At 71.2% G+C, this 18,149-nt stretch carries 17 protein-coding genes; 6 read left to right on the forward strand and 11 right to left on the reverse strand.

Going from position 1 to position 18,149, the window contains the following annotated elements; all coding sequences use genetic code 11:
* Positions 1 to 29: 29 nt before the first annotated feature.
* Both OG598_RS08165 and OG598_RS08170 read right to left on the reverse strand, forming a co-directional pair.
* A complete protein-coding gene (locus OG598_RS08165; RefSeq protein WP_328653829.1) occupies positions 30 to 1,643 on the reverse strand; it encodes a ricin-type beta-trefoil lectin domain protein in 1,614 nt (537 codons plus the stop codon).
* A gap of 96 nt (positions 1,644 to 1,739) precedes the next feature.
* A complete protein-coding gene (locus OG598_RS08170) occupies positions 1,740 to 2,162 on the reverse strand; it encodes a DUF2000 domain-containing protein (RefSeq protein ID WP_328653830.1) in 423 nt (140 codons plus the stop codon).
* A 50-nt stretch (positions 2,163 to 2,212) separates the two neighbouring features.
* On the opposite strand from OG598_RS08170, the gene OG598_RS08175 reads away from it, so the two are divergent.
* Complete coding sequence (locus tag OG598_RS08175; protein WP_328653831.1) at positions 2,213 to 3,016, forward strand: helix-turn-helix transcriptional regulator; 804 nt, start codon at positions 2,213 to 2,215, stop codon at positions 3,014 to 3,016.
* Positions 3,017 to 3,022: 6 nt separating this feature from the next.
* Here OG598_RS08175 and OG598_RS08180 read toward each other — a convergent pair whose 3' ends face one another.
* The 7 genes from OG598_RS08180 to OG598_RS08210 form a co-directional block, all read right to left on the reverse strand.
* Positions 3,023 to 3,856: a helix-turn-helix transcriptional regulator gene (locus OG598_RS08180; RefSeq protein ID WP_328655291.1), complete on the reverse strand. Its 834-nt coding sequence runs from the start codon at positions 3,854 to 3,856 to the stop codon at positions 3,023 to 3,025.
* Between the two features lie 119 nt (positions 3,857 to 3,975).
* On the reverse strand, positions 3,976 to 5,400 hold the full coding sequence (locus OG598_RS08185) for an aldehyde dehydrogenase family protein (RefSeq protein WP_328653832.1): 1,425 nt from the start codon (positions 5,398 to 5,400) through the stop codon (positions 3,976 to 3,978).
* An 84-nt stretch (positions 5,401 to 5,484) separates the two neighbouring features.
* A complete protein-coding gene (locus OG598_RS08190; RefSeq protein ID WP_328653833.1) occupies positions 5,485 to 6,450 on the reverse strand; it encodes a quinone oxidoreductase family protein in 966 nt (321 codons plus the stop codon).
* Complete coding sequence (locus OG598_RS08195) at positions 6,447 to 6,809, reverse strand: hypothetical protein (RefSeq protein WP_328653834.1); 363 nt, start codon at positions 6,807 to 6,809, stop codon at positions 6,447 to 6,449. Before OG598_RS08195 ends, OG598_RS08190 begins: the two co-directional genes overlap by 4 nt.
* Positions 6,806 to 7,672 carry an extradiol ring-cleavage dioxygenase gene (locus tag OG598_RS08200; protein ID WP_328653835.1) on the reverse strand — a complete coding sequence of 289 codons (867 nt, stop codon included), beginning with the start codon at positions 7,670 to 7,672 and terminating at the stop codon, positions 6,806 to 6,808. Before OG598_RS08200 ends, OG598_RS08195 begins: the two co-directional genes overlap by 4 nt.
* Before the next feature lie 30 nt (positions 7,673 to 7,702).
* On the reverse strand, positions 7,703 to 8,473 hold the full coding sequence (locus tag OG598_RS08205) for a citryl-CoA lyase (RefSeq protein ID WP_328653836.1): 771 nt from the start codon (positions 8,471 to 8,473) through the stop codon (positions 7,703 to 7,705).
* Complete coding sequence (locus OG598_RS08210) at positions 8,458 to 9,594, reverse strand: CaiB/BaiF CoA transferase family protein (protein WP_328653837.1); 1,137 nt, start codon at positions 9,592 to 9,594, stop codon at positions 8,458 to 8,460. The genes OG598_RS08205 and OG598_RS08210 overlap by 16 nt, the downstream gene beginning before the upstream one ends.
* 196 nt (positions 9,595 to 9,790) lie before the next feature.
* Here OG598_RS08210 and OG598_RS08215 point away from each other — a divergent pair, with 196 nt between their 5' ends.
* From OG598_RS08215 to OG598_RS08235, 5 genes are all read left to right on the forward strand, one after another.
* On the forward strand, positions 9,791 to 11,227 hold the full coding sequence (locus tag OG598_RS08215) for an amidohydrolase family protein (RefSeq protein ID WP_328653838.1): 1,437 nt from the start codon (positions 9,791 to 9,793) through the stop codon (positions 11,225 to 11,227).
* Between the two features lie 4 nt (positions 11,228 to 11,231).
* The gene (locus tag OG598_RS08220) at positions 11,232 to 12,035 is read left to right on the forward strand and encodes an IclR family transcriptional regulator domain-containing protein (protein WP_328653839.1); all 804 of its coding nucleotides are present in this window, start codon (positions 11,232 to 11,234) and stop codon (positions 12,033 to 12,035) included.
* Positions 12,036 to 12,111: 76 nt separating this feature from the next.
* On the forward strand, positions 12,112 to 12,687 hold the full coding sequence (locus tag OG598_RS08225) for a DinB family protein (protein WP_328653840.1): 576 nt from the start codon (positions 12,112 to 12,114) through the stop codon (positions 12,685 to 12,687).
* Between the two features lie 210 nt (positions 12,688 to 12,897).
* The gene (locus OG598_RS08230) at positions 12,898 to 14,148 is read left to right on the forward strand and encodes an HNH endonuclease signature motif containing protein (RefSeq protein ID WP_328653841.1); all 1,251 of its coding nucleotides are present in this window, start codon (positions 12,898 to 12,900) and stop codon (positions 14,146 to 14,148) included.
* A gap of 804 nt (positions 14,149 to 14,952) precedes the next feature.
* Positions 14,953 to 16,533 (forward strand): DHA2 family efflux MFS transporter permease subunit, encoded by a 1,581-nt coding sequence (locus OG598_RS08235; RefSeq protein ID WP_328653842.1) that lies wholly within the window; start codon positions 14,953 to 14,955, stop codon positions 16,531 to 16,533.
* Positions 16,534 to 16,587: 54 nt separating this feature from the next.
* Here OG598_RS08235 and OG598_RS08240 read toward each other — a convergent pair whose 3' ends face one another.
* Together OG598_RS08240 and OG598_RS08245 are read right to left on the reverse strand one after the other, a co-directional pair.
* Entirely contained in the window at positions 16,588 to 17,049 is a 462-nt protein-coding gene (locus OG598_RS08240; protein ID WP_328653843.1) for a DUF5709 domain-containing protein, read from the reverse strand.
* Positions 17,050 to 17,170: 121 nt separating this feature from the next.
* Complete coding sequence (locus tag OG598_RS08245) at positions 17,171 to 18,055, reverse strand: alpha/beta fold hydrolase (protein WP_328653844.1); 885 nt, start codon at positions 18,053 to 18,055, stop codon at positions 17,171 to 17,173.
* Positions 18,056 to 18,149 lie beyond the last annotated feature (94 nt).

The raw sequence follows: 18,149 nt of genomic DNA on the forward strand, positions 1-18,149 counted from the left end.
GCCTTCGGCGCCACCCCACGACGGCCTGGTCAGTTGGGGTTGTTGGCGTGGGTCAGCGTCTCCCAGGCGACGAAGAGGTTGTTGGTTCCGGCCGGACGTTGTTGCAGCGTGAGGGTCTGGGTGTTGGTCATGACGTTGCCCAGCCGGGTGCTCATCGCGTTGAAGCCGACCTCGGTGATCGGCCCGAGGCCCCGGGTGAGGCTGCCACCGCAGAGCCAGGAGGGTGGCGCCTCGCCGAGCTGGTAGCGCGAGTGGAATCCCAGCGCCTGACGCAGCCGCTCACCGACCTGCGGGTACAGGTCCCGTCCCTGGATCCGGGAGGTCTCCGCGACGTGCGAGATGGCGGAGATCCCGTACCCGGTGTGGACGAAGTCGCGGCAGGTCTCCTGGGCGAGGCCGGCGACGAAGGTGGACTGGCCCTGCCAGTAGCCGATGATCTCCGCGCTGGTGTCCAGGCCGCTGCCGGGCATCGTGTACGGCAACGCGCCGTCGCTGGGGAGGTAGACGAAGGCCCGGGCGCGGTTGAGGAAGCGGGTGGTCGCCGCGTCGTACGCCGCCCGGTCCTCCAGGAACACCGCGATGCCGACGGTGGCCTCCATCATCGTCAGTTCCCAGTTGCCGTTGCTGTTCGAGCCGTTGCGCACCATCGGCAGGTAGACGTTGCGCAGCATGGTGGCGAAGCGGTTGGCGTTGGGCCAACTCGTGTACGTGTACTTGATGATCTCGGCCGCCCGGGGCCAGACCGAGGCGGCCCAGCCGGTCTGCAGCGGGGCGTTGCTGCCGGTGTGGGCGGTGATGGTGGCCGACCACGCGTCCATGATCTGGATCGACTTCTGCGCGTACCGGGCGTCACCGGTGACGTACCAGGCGAGCGCGTCGGTGTACGCGGCGATCGCGTCCTCCCGCTCGTCGGTGCAGCCGTTGTTCGGGTTGGAGTAGGAGCCGCACTCGACCACCGAACGGGGCGCCGGGGTGCGCGACAGGGAGGCGTACCGGCTGCTCATCATCTGGTTGTGGGCCGCCGCCCACGGCTGCGCGCCGGCCTGCACCCGGCCGCGGACGAAGTCGAGCTGGCCCCGACTGACCAGCACGCCGGGGTGGGTGAAACCACCCGAGGGCGGTGGTGTGGTGCCGCCGCCGGCGGGCAGCGCCCAGGTCTGGTTGGCGGTGCCGGTGCAGCTCCAGATCTGCAGCGGGGTGCCGTCGGCCGAGCTGGGGCCGGTCGCGTCGAGGCACTTGCCCGAGGTCGGGTTGACCAGTTGCCCGGCACTGGGCGACCACTGCTGCGCTCCGGTGCCGTTGCAGTCGTAGATCTGCACCCGGGCACCGTTGGCGGTGCTGGCGGCGGCGATGTCCAGGCACTTGCCCAGCGCCCGGATCGTTCCGTCGTCGGCCACCGTCCACTGTTGCGCGGTGGAGCCGTTGCAGGTGAAGAGCTGCACCGGCGTGTTGTTGGCCGGGTTCGCGGTGGCCACGTCGACGCACTTGCCGCCGTACCCGGTGATGGCGCCCGTCGCGGCCGCCATGGCGGGCGATGCGCCGACGACGAGGCCGGTCGGTACGGCGAGCAGGGCCGCGGCGAGCGCGGAGGTCAGTCTGATGCGGGGGCGGCGGGGCAGGAGCCCGGCCGATCGTCGCGCCATGTGGGGGTCCTTCCGGGGCGGCGAAACAACTGTAAAGTGTGTTAATCATTACAGTCATACACACCGATATCAATGTCTTCGTCGCCACGGATGCCGTTACGGGTGCATGGACGCACCCTTGAGCACCTTGTCCACCACGTTGCGCGGCGCGTGCAACGCCAGGCCCACCAGGTCGAGCTTCTCCCGTCCGACCGCCTGGACCGCAGCGCGGTTGTCCCGGTCGTTGCCGGTGGCGAACAGCTCGGAGGTGAAGATCGTCAGCCGCAGGCCACGGGCGAGGGCGCGCGAGTGCGCGCCGACCAACGTTGCCCGATCCCCGGCGAAGACCAGCACCGGCTGGCCGAACATCGGCAGGTAGCTGGTGCCGTCCGCGTCGCGGTACTCCTCGCCGACCAGCTCCGGCAGCGTGCTCGCGATGCCGCTGACCAGGAAGGCCGTGACGTTCAACCGTTGCCAGCTCGCCAGGTCGTTGCGGAGCAGTACGGCGATCTTGGTGGGAAAGCGGATCGGTTCGGTCATGCCGTCGAGCCTGCCCGCCCCGACGCCTACCGGTCTTGTACGTTCTTAGCGTGGCCACCCGCCCGGCGGGCTCGCACGTCAGCGCGTGGCGACCCGCGGTAGCCGGGGTCGCCGAGGTCTTCCACGCCCATTTCGTCGACCACGCCTACCCCCGGCACATCCACGAGGTGTGGACGCTGTTGATCGTCGACGACGGCGCGGTCCGCTTCGACCTGGACCGGCACCGGCACGGCGCGCTGCGCACGTCGGTCACCCTGCTGCCGCCGTACGTGCCGCACGACGGCAGCTCCGCCACACCGGACGGCTTCCGCAAGCGGGTCCTGTATCTCGACACCTCGGCGCTCGACGCCGAGCTGGTCGGGCGGGCCGTCGACGAGCCGGACCTGGCCGATCCGCACCTGCGCGACCGGGTCCACCACCTGCACCAGGTGCTCGCCACACCCGGCGACGAGTTCGAGGCCGAGAGCCGGCTCGCGTTCATCCTGGACCGGCTACGCCGCCAGCTCCGCCAACGCTCCCCGGCCGGTGGCCAGCCCCCCGGACGCGGCCTCGCGGTGCGACTACGGGAGCTGCTCGACGCCCGGACGGTCGAGGGCGTCACGCTGGGGGAGGCCGCGGAGCTGCTGCACGCCCACCCGACCCACCTGGTCCGGACGTTCACCCAGGTGCACGGCGTGCCGCCGCACACGTACCTGACCGGTCGTCGGGTCGAACTGGCACGTCGCCTGCTCCTCGCCGGGCAGCGACCCGTCGAGACCGCCGTCGCGGCCGGGTTCTTCGACCAGGCGCACCTGACCCGCCACTTCCGGCGCTACCTGGGCGTCAGCCCGGCCCGCTACCCCCGCCCGAGCTGATCGCGGTCAGACGAGTTGGCCGCCGATGACGGCGAGCAGGCGCAGCTTCTCGTCGCTCGGCGACCCGGGTACGGCGGTGAAGACCAACAGTGTCTGTGACTGGTCGGGATCCACCAGCGTCTGGCAGTGCAGCTCCAATGCCCCGACCTCCGGGTGCACGAAGTGCTTGGGTGGGCAGTAGCCGGCGGGCACCGGGTGTTCCCGCCACAGCTGCGCGAACTCCGGGCTCCTGGCCAGCAGGTCGTCGACGAGCGCGGCGGCCCGCGAGCCGCGCCCGTCGCGGGTGTACGCCGCGTGCAGGTGCGCCACGAGCAGGCGACTCTGGGTCTGGTGATCCTGCGCCGGGTGTAGCTGCCGTGCCGTCGGGTCGGTGAACCAGCGGTGGTGCGCGCTGCGCGCGAACCCGGTGTACCGGGTCTCGTCACCGAGCAGGGCGACGGCCGGCGCGGTCTGCGCCAGGGTCTCGCCGAGGTGGTTCACCACCTGGGCCGGGGTGTCGTGCATCCGGTCGAGGATCCGCATCATTCCCGGATTCACGTGGTCGGCCCGCACCGCGCGGCGCGGAACGGCGTGACCGGCGAGTTGGAACAGGTGGTCCCGTTCGGCGAGGGAGAGTCGCAGGCCCCGGGCCAGGGCGGCGAGCATCTGCTCCGAGGGGTGCGGCCCGCGCTGCTGCTCCAACCGGCTGTAGTAGTCGGTGGACATACCGCTCAACGTGGCGACTTCCTCGCGCCGTAGCCCTCCGGTGCGCCGACGGGGGCCCCGGGGCAACCCGACGTCCTCGGGCTGGAGCGCCTCGCGGCGGGTGCGCAGGAAGCTGGCGAGTTGGGCGCGGTCCACGGTGTCTCCGATCACTGTGTGCCGGCTGTCGACCGGCGCATCGAGTGCAACAGACGAGCCCGGGGACGGTGTTCCGCCCGACCCCGAGGAAAACGGGGCGGGCGGGTCGTCCCGTGCGCTCAGCGCTGGATGGACTTGGTCTCCAGGAACTCCTCCAGCCCGAAGCGGCCGAACTCGCGGCCGTTGCCCGACTGCTTGTAGCCGCCGAACGGGGCGAGCGGGTTCCAGTGGCCGGCGTTCACGTCGACCTGGCCCACGCGCAGCCGCCGGGCGATCGACAGCGCGTGTTCCGGCTCACCGAAGACGCCGCTGGTCAGGCCGTACAGCGTGCCGTTGGCGATGGCCACGGCCTCCTCCTCGTCGGCGTATCCGATGATCGTCAGCACCGGGCCGAAGATCTCCTCCTGGGCGATCGCGGAGGCCGGGTCGACGTCGGCGAAGATCGTCGGCTGGACGTAGGCCCCGACGGGCAGCCCCTCGGGCCGCTGCGGGCCGCCGAACACGAGCCGGGCGCCGTCGGCGATGCCCCGCTCGATGTAGCCGACGACCTTCTGCCGGTGGGTCTCGGACGCCATCGGGCCGATCCGGGTGGCCTCGTCGCCCGGGTCGCCGACGGTGTACTGCTTCGCGGCCTCGACGGCCAACGCCACGACCTCGTCCTGACGGGAGGCGGGCACCAGCATCCGCGGCCACGCGCCGCAGACCTGACCGCCGTTGGAGAACGCCATCATGAGACCCCGCTCGACCGCGGCGGGCAGGTCGGCGTCGTCGAGGATGATGTTCGCGCCCTTGCCGCCCAGCTCCAGTGCGACCCGCTTGACGGTCGCCGCGGCCACCGAGGAGATGCGCTGCCCGGCACGGGTGGACCCGGTGAACGAGATCATGTCGATGTCCGGGTGGGCGGAGATCGCCTCGCCGACTGTCGCGCCGGTGCCGTAGACGACATTGAAGACACCCGCCGGTACGCCGGCCTCGGCGGCGACCTCGGCGAGGACGCGAGCGGTCAGCGGCGCGTTCTCGGACGGCTTGAAGACCATCGTGTTGCCGGCGAGCAGGGCCGGCGCCAGCTTGGAGACGATCTGCTGGAGCGGGAAGTTCCACGGCGTGATCGCGCCGACCACGCCGATCGGCTCGCGGACGATCAGCGAGTTGCCGACCTCCTCGGTCCAGGCGAAGTCGTCGGCCAGGCCGGCGATGGACTCGACCACAGCGGCCGGGAAGGCGACCTGGGCGGTCCGGGACATACCGATCGGAGAGCCCATCTCGGCGGTGATCGCCTGGGCGATCTCCTCCGTGCGGGCGGCGAGGCCGGCGCCGAGGCGGCGCAGCACGTCCGCCCGGTGCTGCGGGGTGGTCGCCGACCAGGGCGGGAAGGCGGCTCGGGCGGCGGCGACGGCGCTGTCGACGTCGGCGGCGGTGCCGGCCGGGGTCTCGGCGACGACCTCGCCGGTGGCCGGGTTCACGACGGGAAGGGTGCCGGCGGAGCCGGTGACGGTCTCGCCACCGATCCAGTGGCCGGCGACGGTGTAGGTGGAAGGTGTCATGGACCGACCGTCGCACCGCTGCCGAACCCCAACCAGGTGCGGTTTATCCAGGGTTCCGCGATCCCTGGCTGGGGCCCGGCCCCCTCAGAGCGCGAGGACGATCCGGCCGGCGATGGTGCCCGCTTCCTGTCGGGCCCAGGCCTCGGCGATGGCGTCGAACGGCACTGTCTCGTGGTCGACGGTGAGCCGGCCGGCCGCCGCGTGCCCGGCCACCACGGTCAGCGCCGCGGCCCGCTCGGCGGTCGACAACCCGTTGTTCGTGTAGCCGATCATCCGCAGTTCGCCGCTGCGCAAAACGGCGGACTCGATGGGTGCTGTCGCGCCGGCCGCGCTGCCCAGGTTGACCAGCCGCCCACCCGGGCGCAGCACGCGCAGCGACGCCGCTGCCGGGACACCGAATACCGGGTCGAGGACGAGGTCGACCGGCCCGTCGGCGGCGTGGCGCAGCCGGTCGGTCATCGAGGCGACATCGTCGTCGGGGAGCAGCGGGACCGCGACGGCGGCACCGAGCTCCTCGGCGCGGGCTCGCGCCGCGGCCGAGCGGGCCACGGCGACGACCCGGCGGGCGCCACCGAGCAGGGCGAGCTGGACGGCGGCCTGCCCGACCACACCCCCGGCGCCGAGCACGATGACCTGGTCGCCGGCCGCCAGGCCGCCGGCGTGGGTCAGCGCCGCGTGCGCGGCGACAGCGGAGAGGCCGAGGGCCGCGAGCAGGGTCAGTGGTACGCCGGCCGGCAGCGCCACCACGTCGACGGTCGGCACTGTGACGGTGGTCGCCATGCTGCCGTCGACACCGGAGCGCATCCCGGCCGACGTGCCGAACCAGACCGCTGTGCCGTCGGCGAGCCGACCGACCCCCTGCACACCCGGCACGTACGGGGTGCTCGGCGGACCGAAGTAGCTGGTGCCGCTGGCGCAGAGCACGTCCAGCGGAGTGATCGGCACGGCCTCGACGGTGACCGCCACCGCGCCGTCGGCCGGTACGGGCGCCGGCCGCTCGGCGATCGTCGGTGCGGCGCCGCAGGTGGTGAGCACTGCCGCGCGGATCACGTCGCGATGTCCGGGTAGGGCATCGAGAAGTGGGCCAGCCGCGCGCCGTAGGACTTCTGGTATTCCAGCGGCTCGGTGTTGTCCCGCTCGAAGAGGGCGATGAAGAGGGTCAGGGTGAGGAACGGGTGCGCGCCCAGCTCGAAGAGCTTCACGTGGTCGTGGGCGGCCAACGCCTCGCGTTCCACGTCGTCGAAGCGCAGCCAGGTGCTCGCCTCGCCGGTGTGGCAGTTCAGCACCGTGTTGGCGCACTCGGCCTCCCACCAGGCGACCAACTCGCGCGGCTCGCTGCGGTAGCGCTCGACCAGCTCCGGGTCCCGATCGACCATGAAGAGGAACTTGTTCAGCAGATACTTGCTCATGCCGTCGGCGCTCCGTTCGGGTACCAGGTGAAGTACGCCTCCATGGTGTGGAACAGATCGAGGGTGTCCACGTAGTCGGCCTTCACGCCGGCACCGGCCACGCCCATCATCAGCATGAAGTCCATGAAGCCGTGGGTGGCGTTGCCCGGTGAGTGCAGGCTGTCCAGGGTGACCTCGCGCAGGCACTCGTCCAGGTCGCCGTTGGCGATCCACTCGACGGCCCGCTGGTCGAACTCCGGGTCCGGGCCGTGCGGGCCGAACTGCCGAGGGCCGCCCAGCTCCAACGAGAGGTGGCCGGTGCCGATGACTGCCACCCGCAGGTGCGACGGCCACGACTCGACGATGTCGCGGATGCTCTGGCCGAGCTGGACGAAGCGCTTCGGCTGTGGCAGCGGCGGCGCGAAGATGTTTGTGTAGATCGGCACGATCGGCAGGTCGGCCTCGGGGCGCAGCGTGATGATCGGGCAGGTGATGCTGTGGTCGATGCGCAGCTCGTTGCTGAACGCGAGGTCGAAGCCGGCGTCGAGCCCGGCCCGCAGGATGTGCCCGGACAGGTCCTCCTGGCCCTTGAGCAGCATCCGGGGCAGCCCGAACTCGCGCTCCTCGTTGTACCAGTTGGCGTCGTAGTGGGGCGCCTTGCCGACCAGGAACTGCGGCATGTTGTCCAGCCAGAGCTGGTGGAAGTGGTCGGAGCCGACCATCACCAGCACGTCGGGCCGGGCCCGCGTCAACGTCTCCCGGAACGCCAGGATCTTGCGGGTCCACTCGTCGGCGAACGGTGGCCGATCCTCGCCCGTGGCGGTGCTGGCCCGGAAGTAGAAGGGGTGGTGGGTGGAGGCGATGACCGCGACGATGGAGGCCATTCCCGCTCCTTTCGGGGGTGGAGGAGGAAATCAGGGTTCGTACACGGCGTTGCGGTCGACGGTGCGGTAGATGTCCATCCCGAGCGGTCGTCGGCGCTCCTCGGCGAGGTGCCCGAGCAGCCCCGCCGCGCGGGCCAGCAGGGCGAAACCGCGCAACATCTCGACCGGGAGCCCGAGGTCGGCGAGGGCCGCCCCGCAGACTCCGGCGCCGTTGAGCGGCAGGGTGCGGCCGAGCACCTGCGGGTGTACGCGTCCGATCGCCTCGAACAGCCGCAGGTGCGGGCCGTGCAGACCCTCCTCGGTGGCGATCCTGATCAGCACGGGTGTGCGCGGGTCCTGCTCCTTGTGCACTGGGTGCCCGAGCCCGGGGACCAGTCGACGCTCCCGCTTGGCCCGGGTGACCGCGTCGAGCGCCACCGCGTCGTAGTCGGTCACCTCGCCGGCCTGGGCGAGCGTGTCGGCGAGGAAGCGTCCACAGTCCTCGGTGACACCGAGGAAGCGGGAGCCGCCGCCGAGCAGGCCGGCGGCGAGCGCGCCCTGCAACGACTCGGGCGCGGACAGGTACGTCAGCCGGGCGGCGATCGCCGTCGGGGTGAAACCGTGGTCGGCGAGGGCCACCAGCACCGCCTCGAAGACCCGTACCTCACCCTTGGTGGGACGGCGGCCGGCGACCAGCCAGTACGCCAGCTCGCCGAAGCCCACAGTGCCCATCAGGTCGGCGGCCAGGTCCTGCCCGAGCAGCGAGATGGTGGTCGGGTCGGAAGTGCCGATCCCGGTGGGGAAGCTCAGTTCTTCAGCCACGCGCGGATCTCCTCGCCGTGTTCGTCGAGCCCTGGCGGCGGCAGCTCGTACCGGGCCGGGGTGTCGGAGAAGGTGATGGGGTTGCGGACACCGGGCACGTCGCCGACGGTGACGACCGGGTCGAGCCCCAGCTCCTCGGCGAGCGCCACACCACCGTCGATGGTGTTGATCGGCGCGCACGGGACGCCGGCGGCGAGCAGGTCCCGGAACCACTCGTCAGTGGTCCGCCTGGCGAGGCGTTCGACAAGCAGGGGCCGCAACTGTTCGCGGTTGGCAGTGCGGTCCTGGTTGCGGCCGAAGCGCCTGTCGTCCGGCAGGCCGGGCAGGTCGAGCACCTGGCAGAGCTTGCGGAACTGCCCGTCGTTGCCGGCGATGACGATCAGCTCGCCGTCGGCGGTGGGCAGTGGCTCGTACGGAAAGAGGCTGGGGTGGGCGTTGCCCATCCGGAACGGGACGGTGCCGCCGGCCACGTAGCCGCTGGAGTGGTTGACCAACCCGGACAGGGCGGAGCTGAGCAGGCTGACCTCGACGTGCTGGCCTCGTCCGGTCTCGCCACGGTGGTGCAGCGCGGCGAGGATGCCGATGCTGGCGTGCAACCCGGCCATCACGTCGAAGACCGAGATGCCGGCCCGGTACGGCGAGCCGTCCGGGTCGCCGGTGAGGCTCATCAGGCCCGAGATGGCCTGCACCATGAGGTCGTAGCCGGGGAAGTCCTTACCGGCGCCGGTGCCGAAGCCGCTGATGCTCGCGTACACGATCGTGTCGTTGGTCGCGGTGACGGTGTCGTAGTCGAGGCCGAACCGGGCGAGGCCGCCGGGCCGGAAGTTCTCGATCAGCACGTCGGCGCGGCGGGCCAACTCCTGCGCGGCGGCCAGGTCGTCGGGTTTCTTCAGGTCGAGTACGACCGACCGCTTGTTGCGGTTGATGCCGAGGTAGTACGTCGAGACCCCGTCGCGGGTGGGCGGCATCCAGGTGCGGGTGTCGTCGCCACCGGGGCCCTCCACTTTGATCACCTGGGCGCCCAGGTCGGCCAGGAGCATCGTCGCGTACGGCCCGGCGAGGATCCGGGAGAAGTCCGCGACGAGCAGGCCGGCCAGTGGGCCTGTCGAATGCTGCACCATGTTTCCGCCCGTTCTACGGACACCTGTCCGCCGAGACAGCTTGCGATACCTCACGGGGCGTGTCAACGGTGCGTTTATCAAACGGGATCGCTCTCTTGACACGCATCGTGACCGGGACCACACTTGCGCCACTCGGGCTGGCCGCAGAGCGGACAACGGTCCGGATTTCCCTCGTACTCCGAAAGGAGGGTGGCGAATGAGCGCAACCGACCGGCCGGTGGTCTTCCGTAACGGCCTGGTTCTCACCATGGACGGCGCGCGCACGGTGCTGCCCGGCGCCGACGTGCTGGTCGTCGGCGGCCGGATCGCGCAGGTCGGCGTCGGTCTCACCGCACCCGACGACGCCCTGGAGATCGACGCCACCGACGGCATCGTCATGCCCGGCATGGTCGACACCCACCGGCACCTGTGGCAGACCGCGATGCGCGGGTACGGCGCCGACTGGACCCTCACCCAGTACTTCGTCTGGTACTACCTCGAGTCGGGCAAGCTGTTCCGGCCCGAGGACGTCTACGCCGGCAACCTGCTCGGTGCCATCGAGGCGATCGACGCCGGCGTCACCACCACTGTCGACTGGTCGCACGGGTTGCAGACACCCGAGCACGCCGACGCCGCCGTGGACGCCCTGGAGGCGGTCGACGGGCGGTTCGTGCTCGCCTACGGCAACATCCAGCAGGGGCCGTGGGAGTGGGCCACCTCGCCGGAGTTCCGCGACTTCCACCGCCGCCGTATCGACGGTGGCAAGCTGGCCGGCTTCCAGTTGGCGTTCGACGTCACCGGTGACCCCGCCTTCCCGGAAAGGGCCGCGTTCGAGGTGGCCCGGGAGTTGGGCGTCGCGGTGACCACCCACGCGGGCGTGTGGGGCGCCACCAACGACGACGGCATCCGGCTCATGCACGAGAACGGGTTCATGAACCCGTCGACCGTGTACGTGCACGCGGCGACGCTCACCCAGGACTCGTACAACCGGATCGCCGCGACCGGCGGCTCGGTCTCCGTCTCGACCGAGAGTGAGCAGAGCGCCGGCCAGGGTTACCCACCCACCTGGCAGTTGCGCCACCACGACATCCCGGTGTCATTGTCGATGGACACCAGCGTGTGGTGGAGCGGCGACCTCTTCTCTGCGATGCGCAGCACGCTCGGCGCGGACCGCTCCCGGGAGCACCTGGAGGCGCACGCCAAGCAGGAGACCATCACCCACTGCCACCTGCGCGCCGAGCAGGTCGTCGAGTGGGCCACCCGAGGCGGCGCCCGTGCGCTCGGCATGGACGCCACGATCGGCGCGCTCGCCCCCGGCCGCCAGGCCGACGTCGTCCTGATCAAGAACGACGCCTCGCCGGCGATGTTCCCGATCCTGAACCCGCACGGTCACGTCGTCTTCCAGGCCCAGCGTGCCGACGTGCACACAGTGTTGGTGGGTGGCCGGGTCGTGAAGCGGGACGGCCGTCTCGTCGGCGTCGACCTCGCCGCCGCGCGGGCCAGGGTGGCCGCGACCATCGACCACCTGCGCGAGACGATGGGGGAGGAGGCGTGGCAGCGGGGAATGAACCCGGACGTCCCCGAGACCGCGATCCTGGAGAACCCGTACCAGTACACCGAGTGGGACGCCGGGTCGGCGCAATGGAAGCATTAAGGACATGAGTGACAACGGAAGGGGCGCCGGGCCCGACTTCATCGAGGCTCTCGCCCGTGGCCTCGACGTCCTGCGCTCCTTCCGTCCCGCCTGCCCCTCGATGACGCTCAGCGAGCTCGCCGCCGCCACCGGCCTGGCCCGCCCCACCGTCCGGCGCATCCTCATCACGCTCGAATCGCTGGGCTACGTCCGCGCGGCCGGCCGCGGCCACACCCTCACCCCGCGCGTCCTGGAGCTGGGGATGGCGTACGTCAACGCGCTGAACATGTGGGACGTCGCCCGGCCGCACATGGAGAAGCTCGTGGCGCAGACCAACGAGTCGACCTCGATGGCCCAGCTCGACGGCAGCGACATCGTCTACGTCGCCCGGGTGGCCGTCCCCAAGATCGTCACGCTTGGCGTCACCATCGGCACCCGCTTCCCGGCACCCGCGACGTCGATGGGCAAGGTGCTGCTCGCGGCCCTCCCACCCGACACGCTGGCGACCGTCCTCGCCGAGCCCAGCCGCTCCGGCATCACGCCGCGCTGGCAGCCCGCGCCGGGCGACCTCGACCCAGTGCTGCGCGAGGTCCGGGCGAAGGGCTGGGCGCTCGCCGACCAGGACCTGGCGCCGGGAATCCGGTCCGTCGCCACCGGCGTACGCGACGGCGACGGGCGGGTCGTCGCCGCCATCAACGTGACAGTGCACGCCGCCGAGACCTCGCTGGAGACACTGCGCGAGGAGCACCTCCCGAGGTTGCTGCGCGCGGCCGCCGACATCGGGCACGACTGGGCGCTCACCGCCGCCGTGCCGGTGGTCACGGCCTAGCCGAGCTTCGGGTTGGTCGGGGCCAGCAGATCGTTCGGGGCAACGCCGACACCCGATCGGATGCCATAGTGCCGCGATGAAGGCGGACCTGCACAGTTACCTGAAGGGCGGCCGCGAGTCGCTTCTGTGGAAGCTCGACGGGCTCGGCGAATATGACATTCGACGTCCGTTGACCCCGACCGCGACCAACTTGCTCGGTCTGGTGAAGCACTCGGCGGCCATGGAGATCCTCTACTTCGGCGTCGTGTTCGGCCGACCGTTCGAGCAGGAGTTGCCCAATGTCGGCGACGGGGCGGAGGCCAATGCCGACATGTGGGCGAGCGCGGATGAGACCCGCGAGGAGATCGTCGCACTGTATCGTCGCGCGATCGCCCACGCCGACACCACAATCGATGCCCTTGCCCTGCATGAGGTGGGCCACGTGCCGTGGTGGGGCGACGCGGCGGTCACGTTGCACCACGTCCTGGTTCACGTCGTCGCGGAAACCCAACGGCACGCCGGCCACGCCGACATCGTGCGCGAACTCATCGACGGCGCGGCCGGGCTGCTGCCCAGGAACGACAACCTGCCCCCCGTGGACGAGTCATGGTGGCTGGACTACCGCCAGCGGGTGGAGCAGGCCGCCTTCGACGCCAGCAAGCGCAGCAACTAGTTCTCCGTCGGTCACGGCAGCCAAATCGCCGGCCTGCCGCCTGGGCCGGCCTGCCGCCTGGGCCGGCCTGCCGCCTGGGCCGGCCTGCCGCCTGGGCCGGCCTGCCGCCTGGGCCGGCCTGCCGCCTGGGCCGGCCTGCCGCCTGGGCCGGCCTGCCGCGAATCGATCATGATGACTGAAAGTGTCGTACACCTGTTCTAGTCTCGGGTCATGGTCGAAGAGTTGACGCAGGCAGAGGACGGCATCGCGGCCTGCGCCGACACGGCCACCTGGGCACTGCGCGAGGACGAGCTGATCACCGCGCTCGACACCGCGCACCGCATCGAGCAGCGGCTCGCGGCGGTGAAGCTGGCCCTGATCCGTGAGCTCGACGGCCGAGGCGCCGCCACCACGCACGGCGCCTCCTCGACCGCGGTCTGGCTCCGCGAACGATTACGCCTCACCATCTCGGCCGCCCGCCGCCTCGTCGACCTCGCCGGCGTCCTGGACACCGGCAACCCCGGGGTACGCCACGCACTGGGCGACGGTCACATCACCGTCGACCAGGCCAGGGTCATCGCCGACACGGTCGACAGCGTGCAGACCGCCGCCGGTCCCGAGGCCGCCGACAAGGCCCTCGGAGTGCTCGTCGAGTGGGCCGGGCAATTCGATCCCACCCTCTTACGCAAACTCAGCACCCGCATCCTCGACCACGTCGCACCCGACATCGCCGACGCTGCCGCCAAAGCCGCACTGGACGCCGAAGCTCGCCGCGCCACCCGCGACCGCCACCTCACCCTCTCCACCCTCACCGACGGCCGCCTGCGACTCACCGGCAGCCTCGACACCGAGACCGCCGGGCTGCTCCGTGCCGCCATCGACCCACTCAGCGCACCCTCGGGCCCTGACGATCAACGCTCTCCCGGCCAGCGCCGGCACGACGCTCTCGGTGACGTGTGCCGCCTCGCCCTGCGCACCGGCGACTTGCCCGAGCACGGCGGCGATTCCGCCCAGATCGTCGTCACCACCAGCTACGACGGGCTGACCCGGCAACTGGGCGGCGGCACCCTCGACACCGGCCTACACCTCACCGCCGAGGCCGTGCGCCGCCTCGCCTGCGACGCCGCCATCCTCCCCGCGGTCCTCAGCGGAGCCGGCCAACCACTCGACCTCGGTCGACAACGTCGCCTCATCACCGGCTCGCTCCGCCGAGCTCTGGTGCTACGGGACGGGGGCTGCGCCTTCCCGGGCTGCGACCGGCCACCGCGCTGGTGCGACGCCCACCACATCAAGCACTGGGCCGACGACGGCGACACCAGCCTCACCAACGCCGTCCTGCTCTGCGGCCACCACCACCGGCACCTGCACCACAGCGACTGGGCCGTGCGATTGGCAGGCGACGGCCACCCCGAGTTCGTGCCACCGGCCTGGCTCGACCCCGAACAGGTTCCCCGCCGCAACCACTACCACCGACGAACGTGAGCATCACCAGCACCCAACGATCACCCCGGTCAGCAGGCCGATCGAGTGACCAGCCCAGCACGCCCCACTCCCGCATGGCACCGACGCGGAGGGAGGCGCGCGACCAGGGCCCGGCACGTCCCACTCCCGCGCGGCCGCCGACGCGGAGGGAGGCGCGCGACCAGGGCCCGGCACGTCCCACTCCCGCGCGGCCGCCGACGCGGAGGGAGGCGCGCGACCAGGGCCCGGCACGTCCCACTCCCGCGCGGCCGCCGACGCGGAGGGAGGCGCGCGACCAGGGCCCGGCACGTCCCACTCCCGCGCGGCCGCCGACGCGGAGGGAGGCGCGCGACCAGGGCCCGGCACGTCCCACTCCCGCGCGGCCGCCGACGCGGAGGGAGGCGCGCGACCAGGGCCCGGCATGCAGCGCCGCCGCGATCTCGTACCCGATTCCCTTGTTCGTGCCGGGGGCCAGCGCGATTCTCGAGTCGACCTCGCCGTTGTGCCGTGGGTGGACGCGCCAACGCTCACGACGGTGATCGCTTGGCCGCCGCACCGCCGCACCGCCGACCCCCGGGCCCCACTGGGCAGGACACCTAGCTCGCGGGTCTGCCGGCTGATTGCCACCCCGACGTCCGGCCACAGTCACACGGCCGATCGGATACGCGGCCCGGCGGTCACGAAAACCGGCGGCGAATCGTCACAGAGGGCGGTTAGTCTTCCTGCGCGCGTCGTCGTCCTGGCACGTCGCGCCCCGCGCCCGGTTGGCGCGGCATCGCCGCCACCGCCCACCGTCGGCCGGCTCAATCGACTTCAGGAGAGTTAGTGACACAGCAATCCCTCGCGACATCGGACAAACTCGACGGCGCGGTGCTCAAGGTGGCGGGCGTCGTCGTCCTTGGCGCGATCATGTCGATCCTCGACGTGACTGTGGTCAGCGTGGCGCTGCCCAAATTCCAGAGCGAGTTCGACGCGTCCTACGCCCGCGTGGCCTGGACCATGACCGCCTACACCCTCGCCCTCGCCACAGTGATCCCGCTCAGCGGGTGGGCGGCGGACCGGTTCGGCACCAAACGGCTCTACATGGTGGCGCTGACCCTGTTCACGATCGGGTCGGGGCTCTGCGCCATGGCCGACACGATCGGCGAGCTGATCGGCTACCGGGTCCTGCAGGGCCTCGGTGGCGGCATGCTCATGCCGCTGGGCATGACCATCATGACCCGGGCGGCCGGGCCGCACCGGATCGGCCGGTTGATGGCCGTCCTCGGCATCCCGATGCTGCTGGGGCCGATCGGCGGCCCGATCCTCGGTGGTTGGCTGATCGACACCGCGAGCTGGCACTGGATCTTCCTGATCAACCTGCCGATCGGCCTGATCGCCCTGATCTACGCGCAGGTCGCGCTTCCGAAGGACGCGCCCGAGCCGTCCGAGTCGTTCGACTTCGTCGGCATGCTCATGCTCTCGCCGGGCCTCGCCCTGTTCCTCTACGGCGTGTCGTCCCTGCCGGAGGCGGGCACCTTCGCCGAGGCCAAGGTCTGGGCCCCGATGCTTGTCGGCGGCGCGCTGGTCGTGGCGTTCGTGCTCTACTCGTTCAAGCCCCGGCACCCGCTGCTCGACCTGCGGCTGTTCCGCAACCGCAGCCTGACCATCGCCTCGGTGACGATGTTCGTGTTCATCATCGCGTTCATGGGCGCCGGCCTGCTGTTCCCGAGCTACTTCCTGCAGGTGCGCGGTGAGTCGACGCTGGCCGCCGGCCTGCTGATGGCCCCGCAGGGCATCGGGGCGATGATCACCATGCCGATCGCCGGCACGCTGGCTGACCGGGTGCCGATCGGGCGTACCGTCCCGTTCGCGCTGGGTCTCATCGTCGTCGGGTTCTTCGGTTTCACCCAGGTCGACCCGCAGACGTCGTACTGGCTGCTCGGCGGGTCGCTGTTCGTGATGGGCCTGGGCATGGGCGGCACGATGATGCCGATCATGACGTCGGCGCTGCGGACGTTGTCGGCAAACGACGTGGCTCGCGGCTCGACGCTGGTCAACATCCTTCAGCAGATCGGCGGCTCGGTCGGCGCCGCCGTGATGTCGGTGATCCTCACCAACGAGCTGAACGGCTCCCGGCCGATCCCCGGCCTGGTGGACGAGAGCGGCAAGCCGGTCACCGAGGCCGGGCTGGCCATCGCCGCCCAGCAGCGGCCGGAGCTGCTTCAGCAGATGCCGGTCGACCCGTCGATCATCGAGCGTGGGCTGGACTTCGCCGCCAAGTCGTTCGCGAGCACGTTCTGGGTCGCGTTCGCGCTGGTCGTGCTCACGATCATCCCGGCGGCGTTCCTGCCGCGCCGACGTCAGCCGGCGCAGCTCGACGACCCGCAGGGCGAGCAGGTCAGGACGCCCGTCGTCATCCACTGACCGACCCCGCCGCGCTCGGCACCCGGTGAGGTGCCGAGCGCGGCGGGTACGGCGTCAGCGCAACGGACCGTCGCCAGGCCCGTCCGGGTCCTCGACCAGGTGGATCGCCGCTTCCTCCGCGCTGGCGGCACCCGCGTCGATGCCGGCGTCCCACGCCACCGACTCGGCCTCGTCGTCCTCGCGGACGCCGTCGTCGTAGGCGACGAGACGGCCGGCGCGCGCCTCCGCCTCGTACCCCCGGCGGGTCAGCTCGTCCTCGTCGTCGCCACCCTCGGCGTACGGGTCGACATCCGGCACCTCCTGGGCGAGGTGTTGCGCCAGGGACTCGCCCGCCCGTTCCTCGGCCGGCGTGGTGCCGAACCGGTTTGCCGCCGTCCAGTGGTCCTCGGCGACGATGCCGGTGTCGAGGGGGTCGCCGACCCGGTCGTCGTCGAGGGTGTCGGAGGCGTCCAGGACCCCGTCGTCCTCGGCCACGTTCCACTCGTCGACGGAATCCATCCGTTCGGTCTGGCTCACGGCGGTCTCCTCTTCGTCACGGTGCAGCAAAGCGCTCAGCCTATGACCGTGCAACGCGCCCGCACCCCGAGGCCTGCCCGCTGTGACGAACGGACCTCGGGGCGGGCGGCGCCGCTGTGGGTCAACGCTTCAGCAGCTCCGCCACGGCGTCGGTGAACTCCACCGGCTGCTCGATGTGCGCGAAGTGTCCGCTTCGTTCCAGCGTCACCAGCCGCGAGTCCGGAAGCCCCGCGTGCAACTGCTCGGCCCAGCGAGGGCCACAGATGAAGTCGTACGCCCCGACGATCACCACGACGGGCACGGTGATCTCAGCGAGGTTCTCCCGCACGTCGAAGGGCGTGGGGTCCTGCGCGCCGGCCGGCGTCGCCCAGATCCGGACGGCCGCCTGAAACGGCGCGAACTCGTCCTGTCGGCCCCAGAAGTCCGCGAAGTACACCGGCAGGGCGGCGCGCAGAGCGGCCCCCAACGACTCGTCGTCCGTCGCGCCGCCGATCTGCGCGAAGGCAGCCGGGACCGCCGCCGCCTCCGGCCGGTCCGGGTGCCGCTGCGGGTAGGCGGCGAGGCCGGCCATGGCCTCGCCCCAGAACTCGGCGCCGGTGACGGGCGAGGTGTCGTACAGGGCGAGGCCGGAGATCCGGTCCGGGTGGGCGAGCGCGTACCGCTGGACGACGAAACCGCCGTGCGAGTGCCCGAGGAGGTACACCCGGGGTTCGCCGAGGTGCTCGACGACGGCGTGCAGGAACCGGACATACGTGTCGAGACGGTAGTCCTCGGGGTTGTCGAGCTGCCCCGACGCGCCAGTGCCCACCGGCTCGACGTAGACCATCGTGAAGTGCGTCTCAAGGCTGGGCGTCCGCAGGTACGCCCACTCGATGCCCGGCCCCCCGGAGTGCGCCACGCAGACCGGACCGGTGCCGGCGACGTGGTAGACCTGCCGAACGCCATCCACTGTGAACGTGTGGGCACCGGGTGTGAGGGCGCTGACGTCGTGGCTGGTGAAACCCATGAACTATCTCCCGATCCGAGACCCGCGCGGCGTCCGCCGACACGGCGACTGGTGCATGACGCAGACCAGATGCGCGGGTCGACAGGAAAGTTCG

Source organism: Micromonospora sp. NBC_00330 (assembly GCF_036136635.1).
In the GTDB taxonomy this organism is placed as follows: domain Bacteria; phylum Actinomycetota; class Actinomycetes; order Mycobacteriales; family Micromonosporaceae; genus Micromonospora; species Micromonospora salmantinae.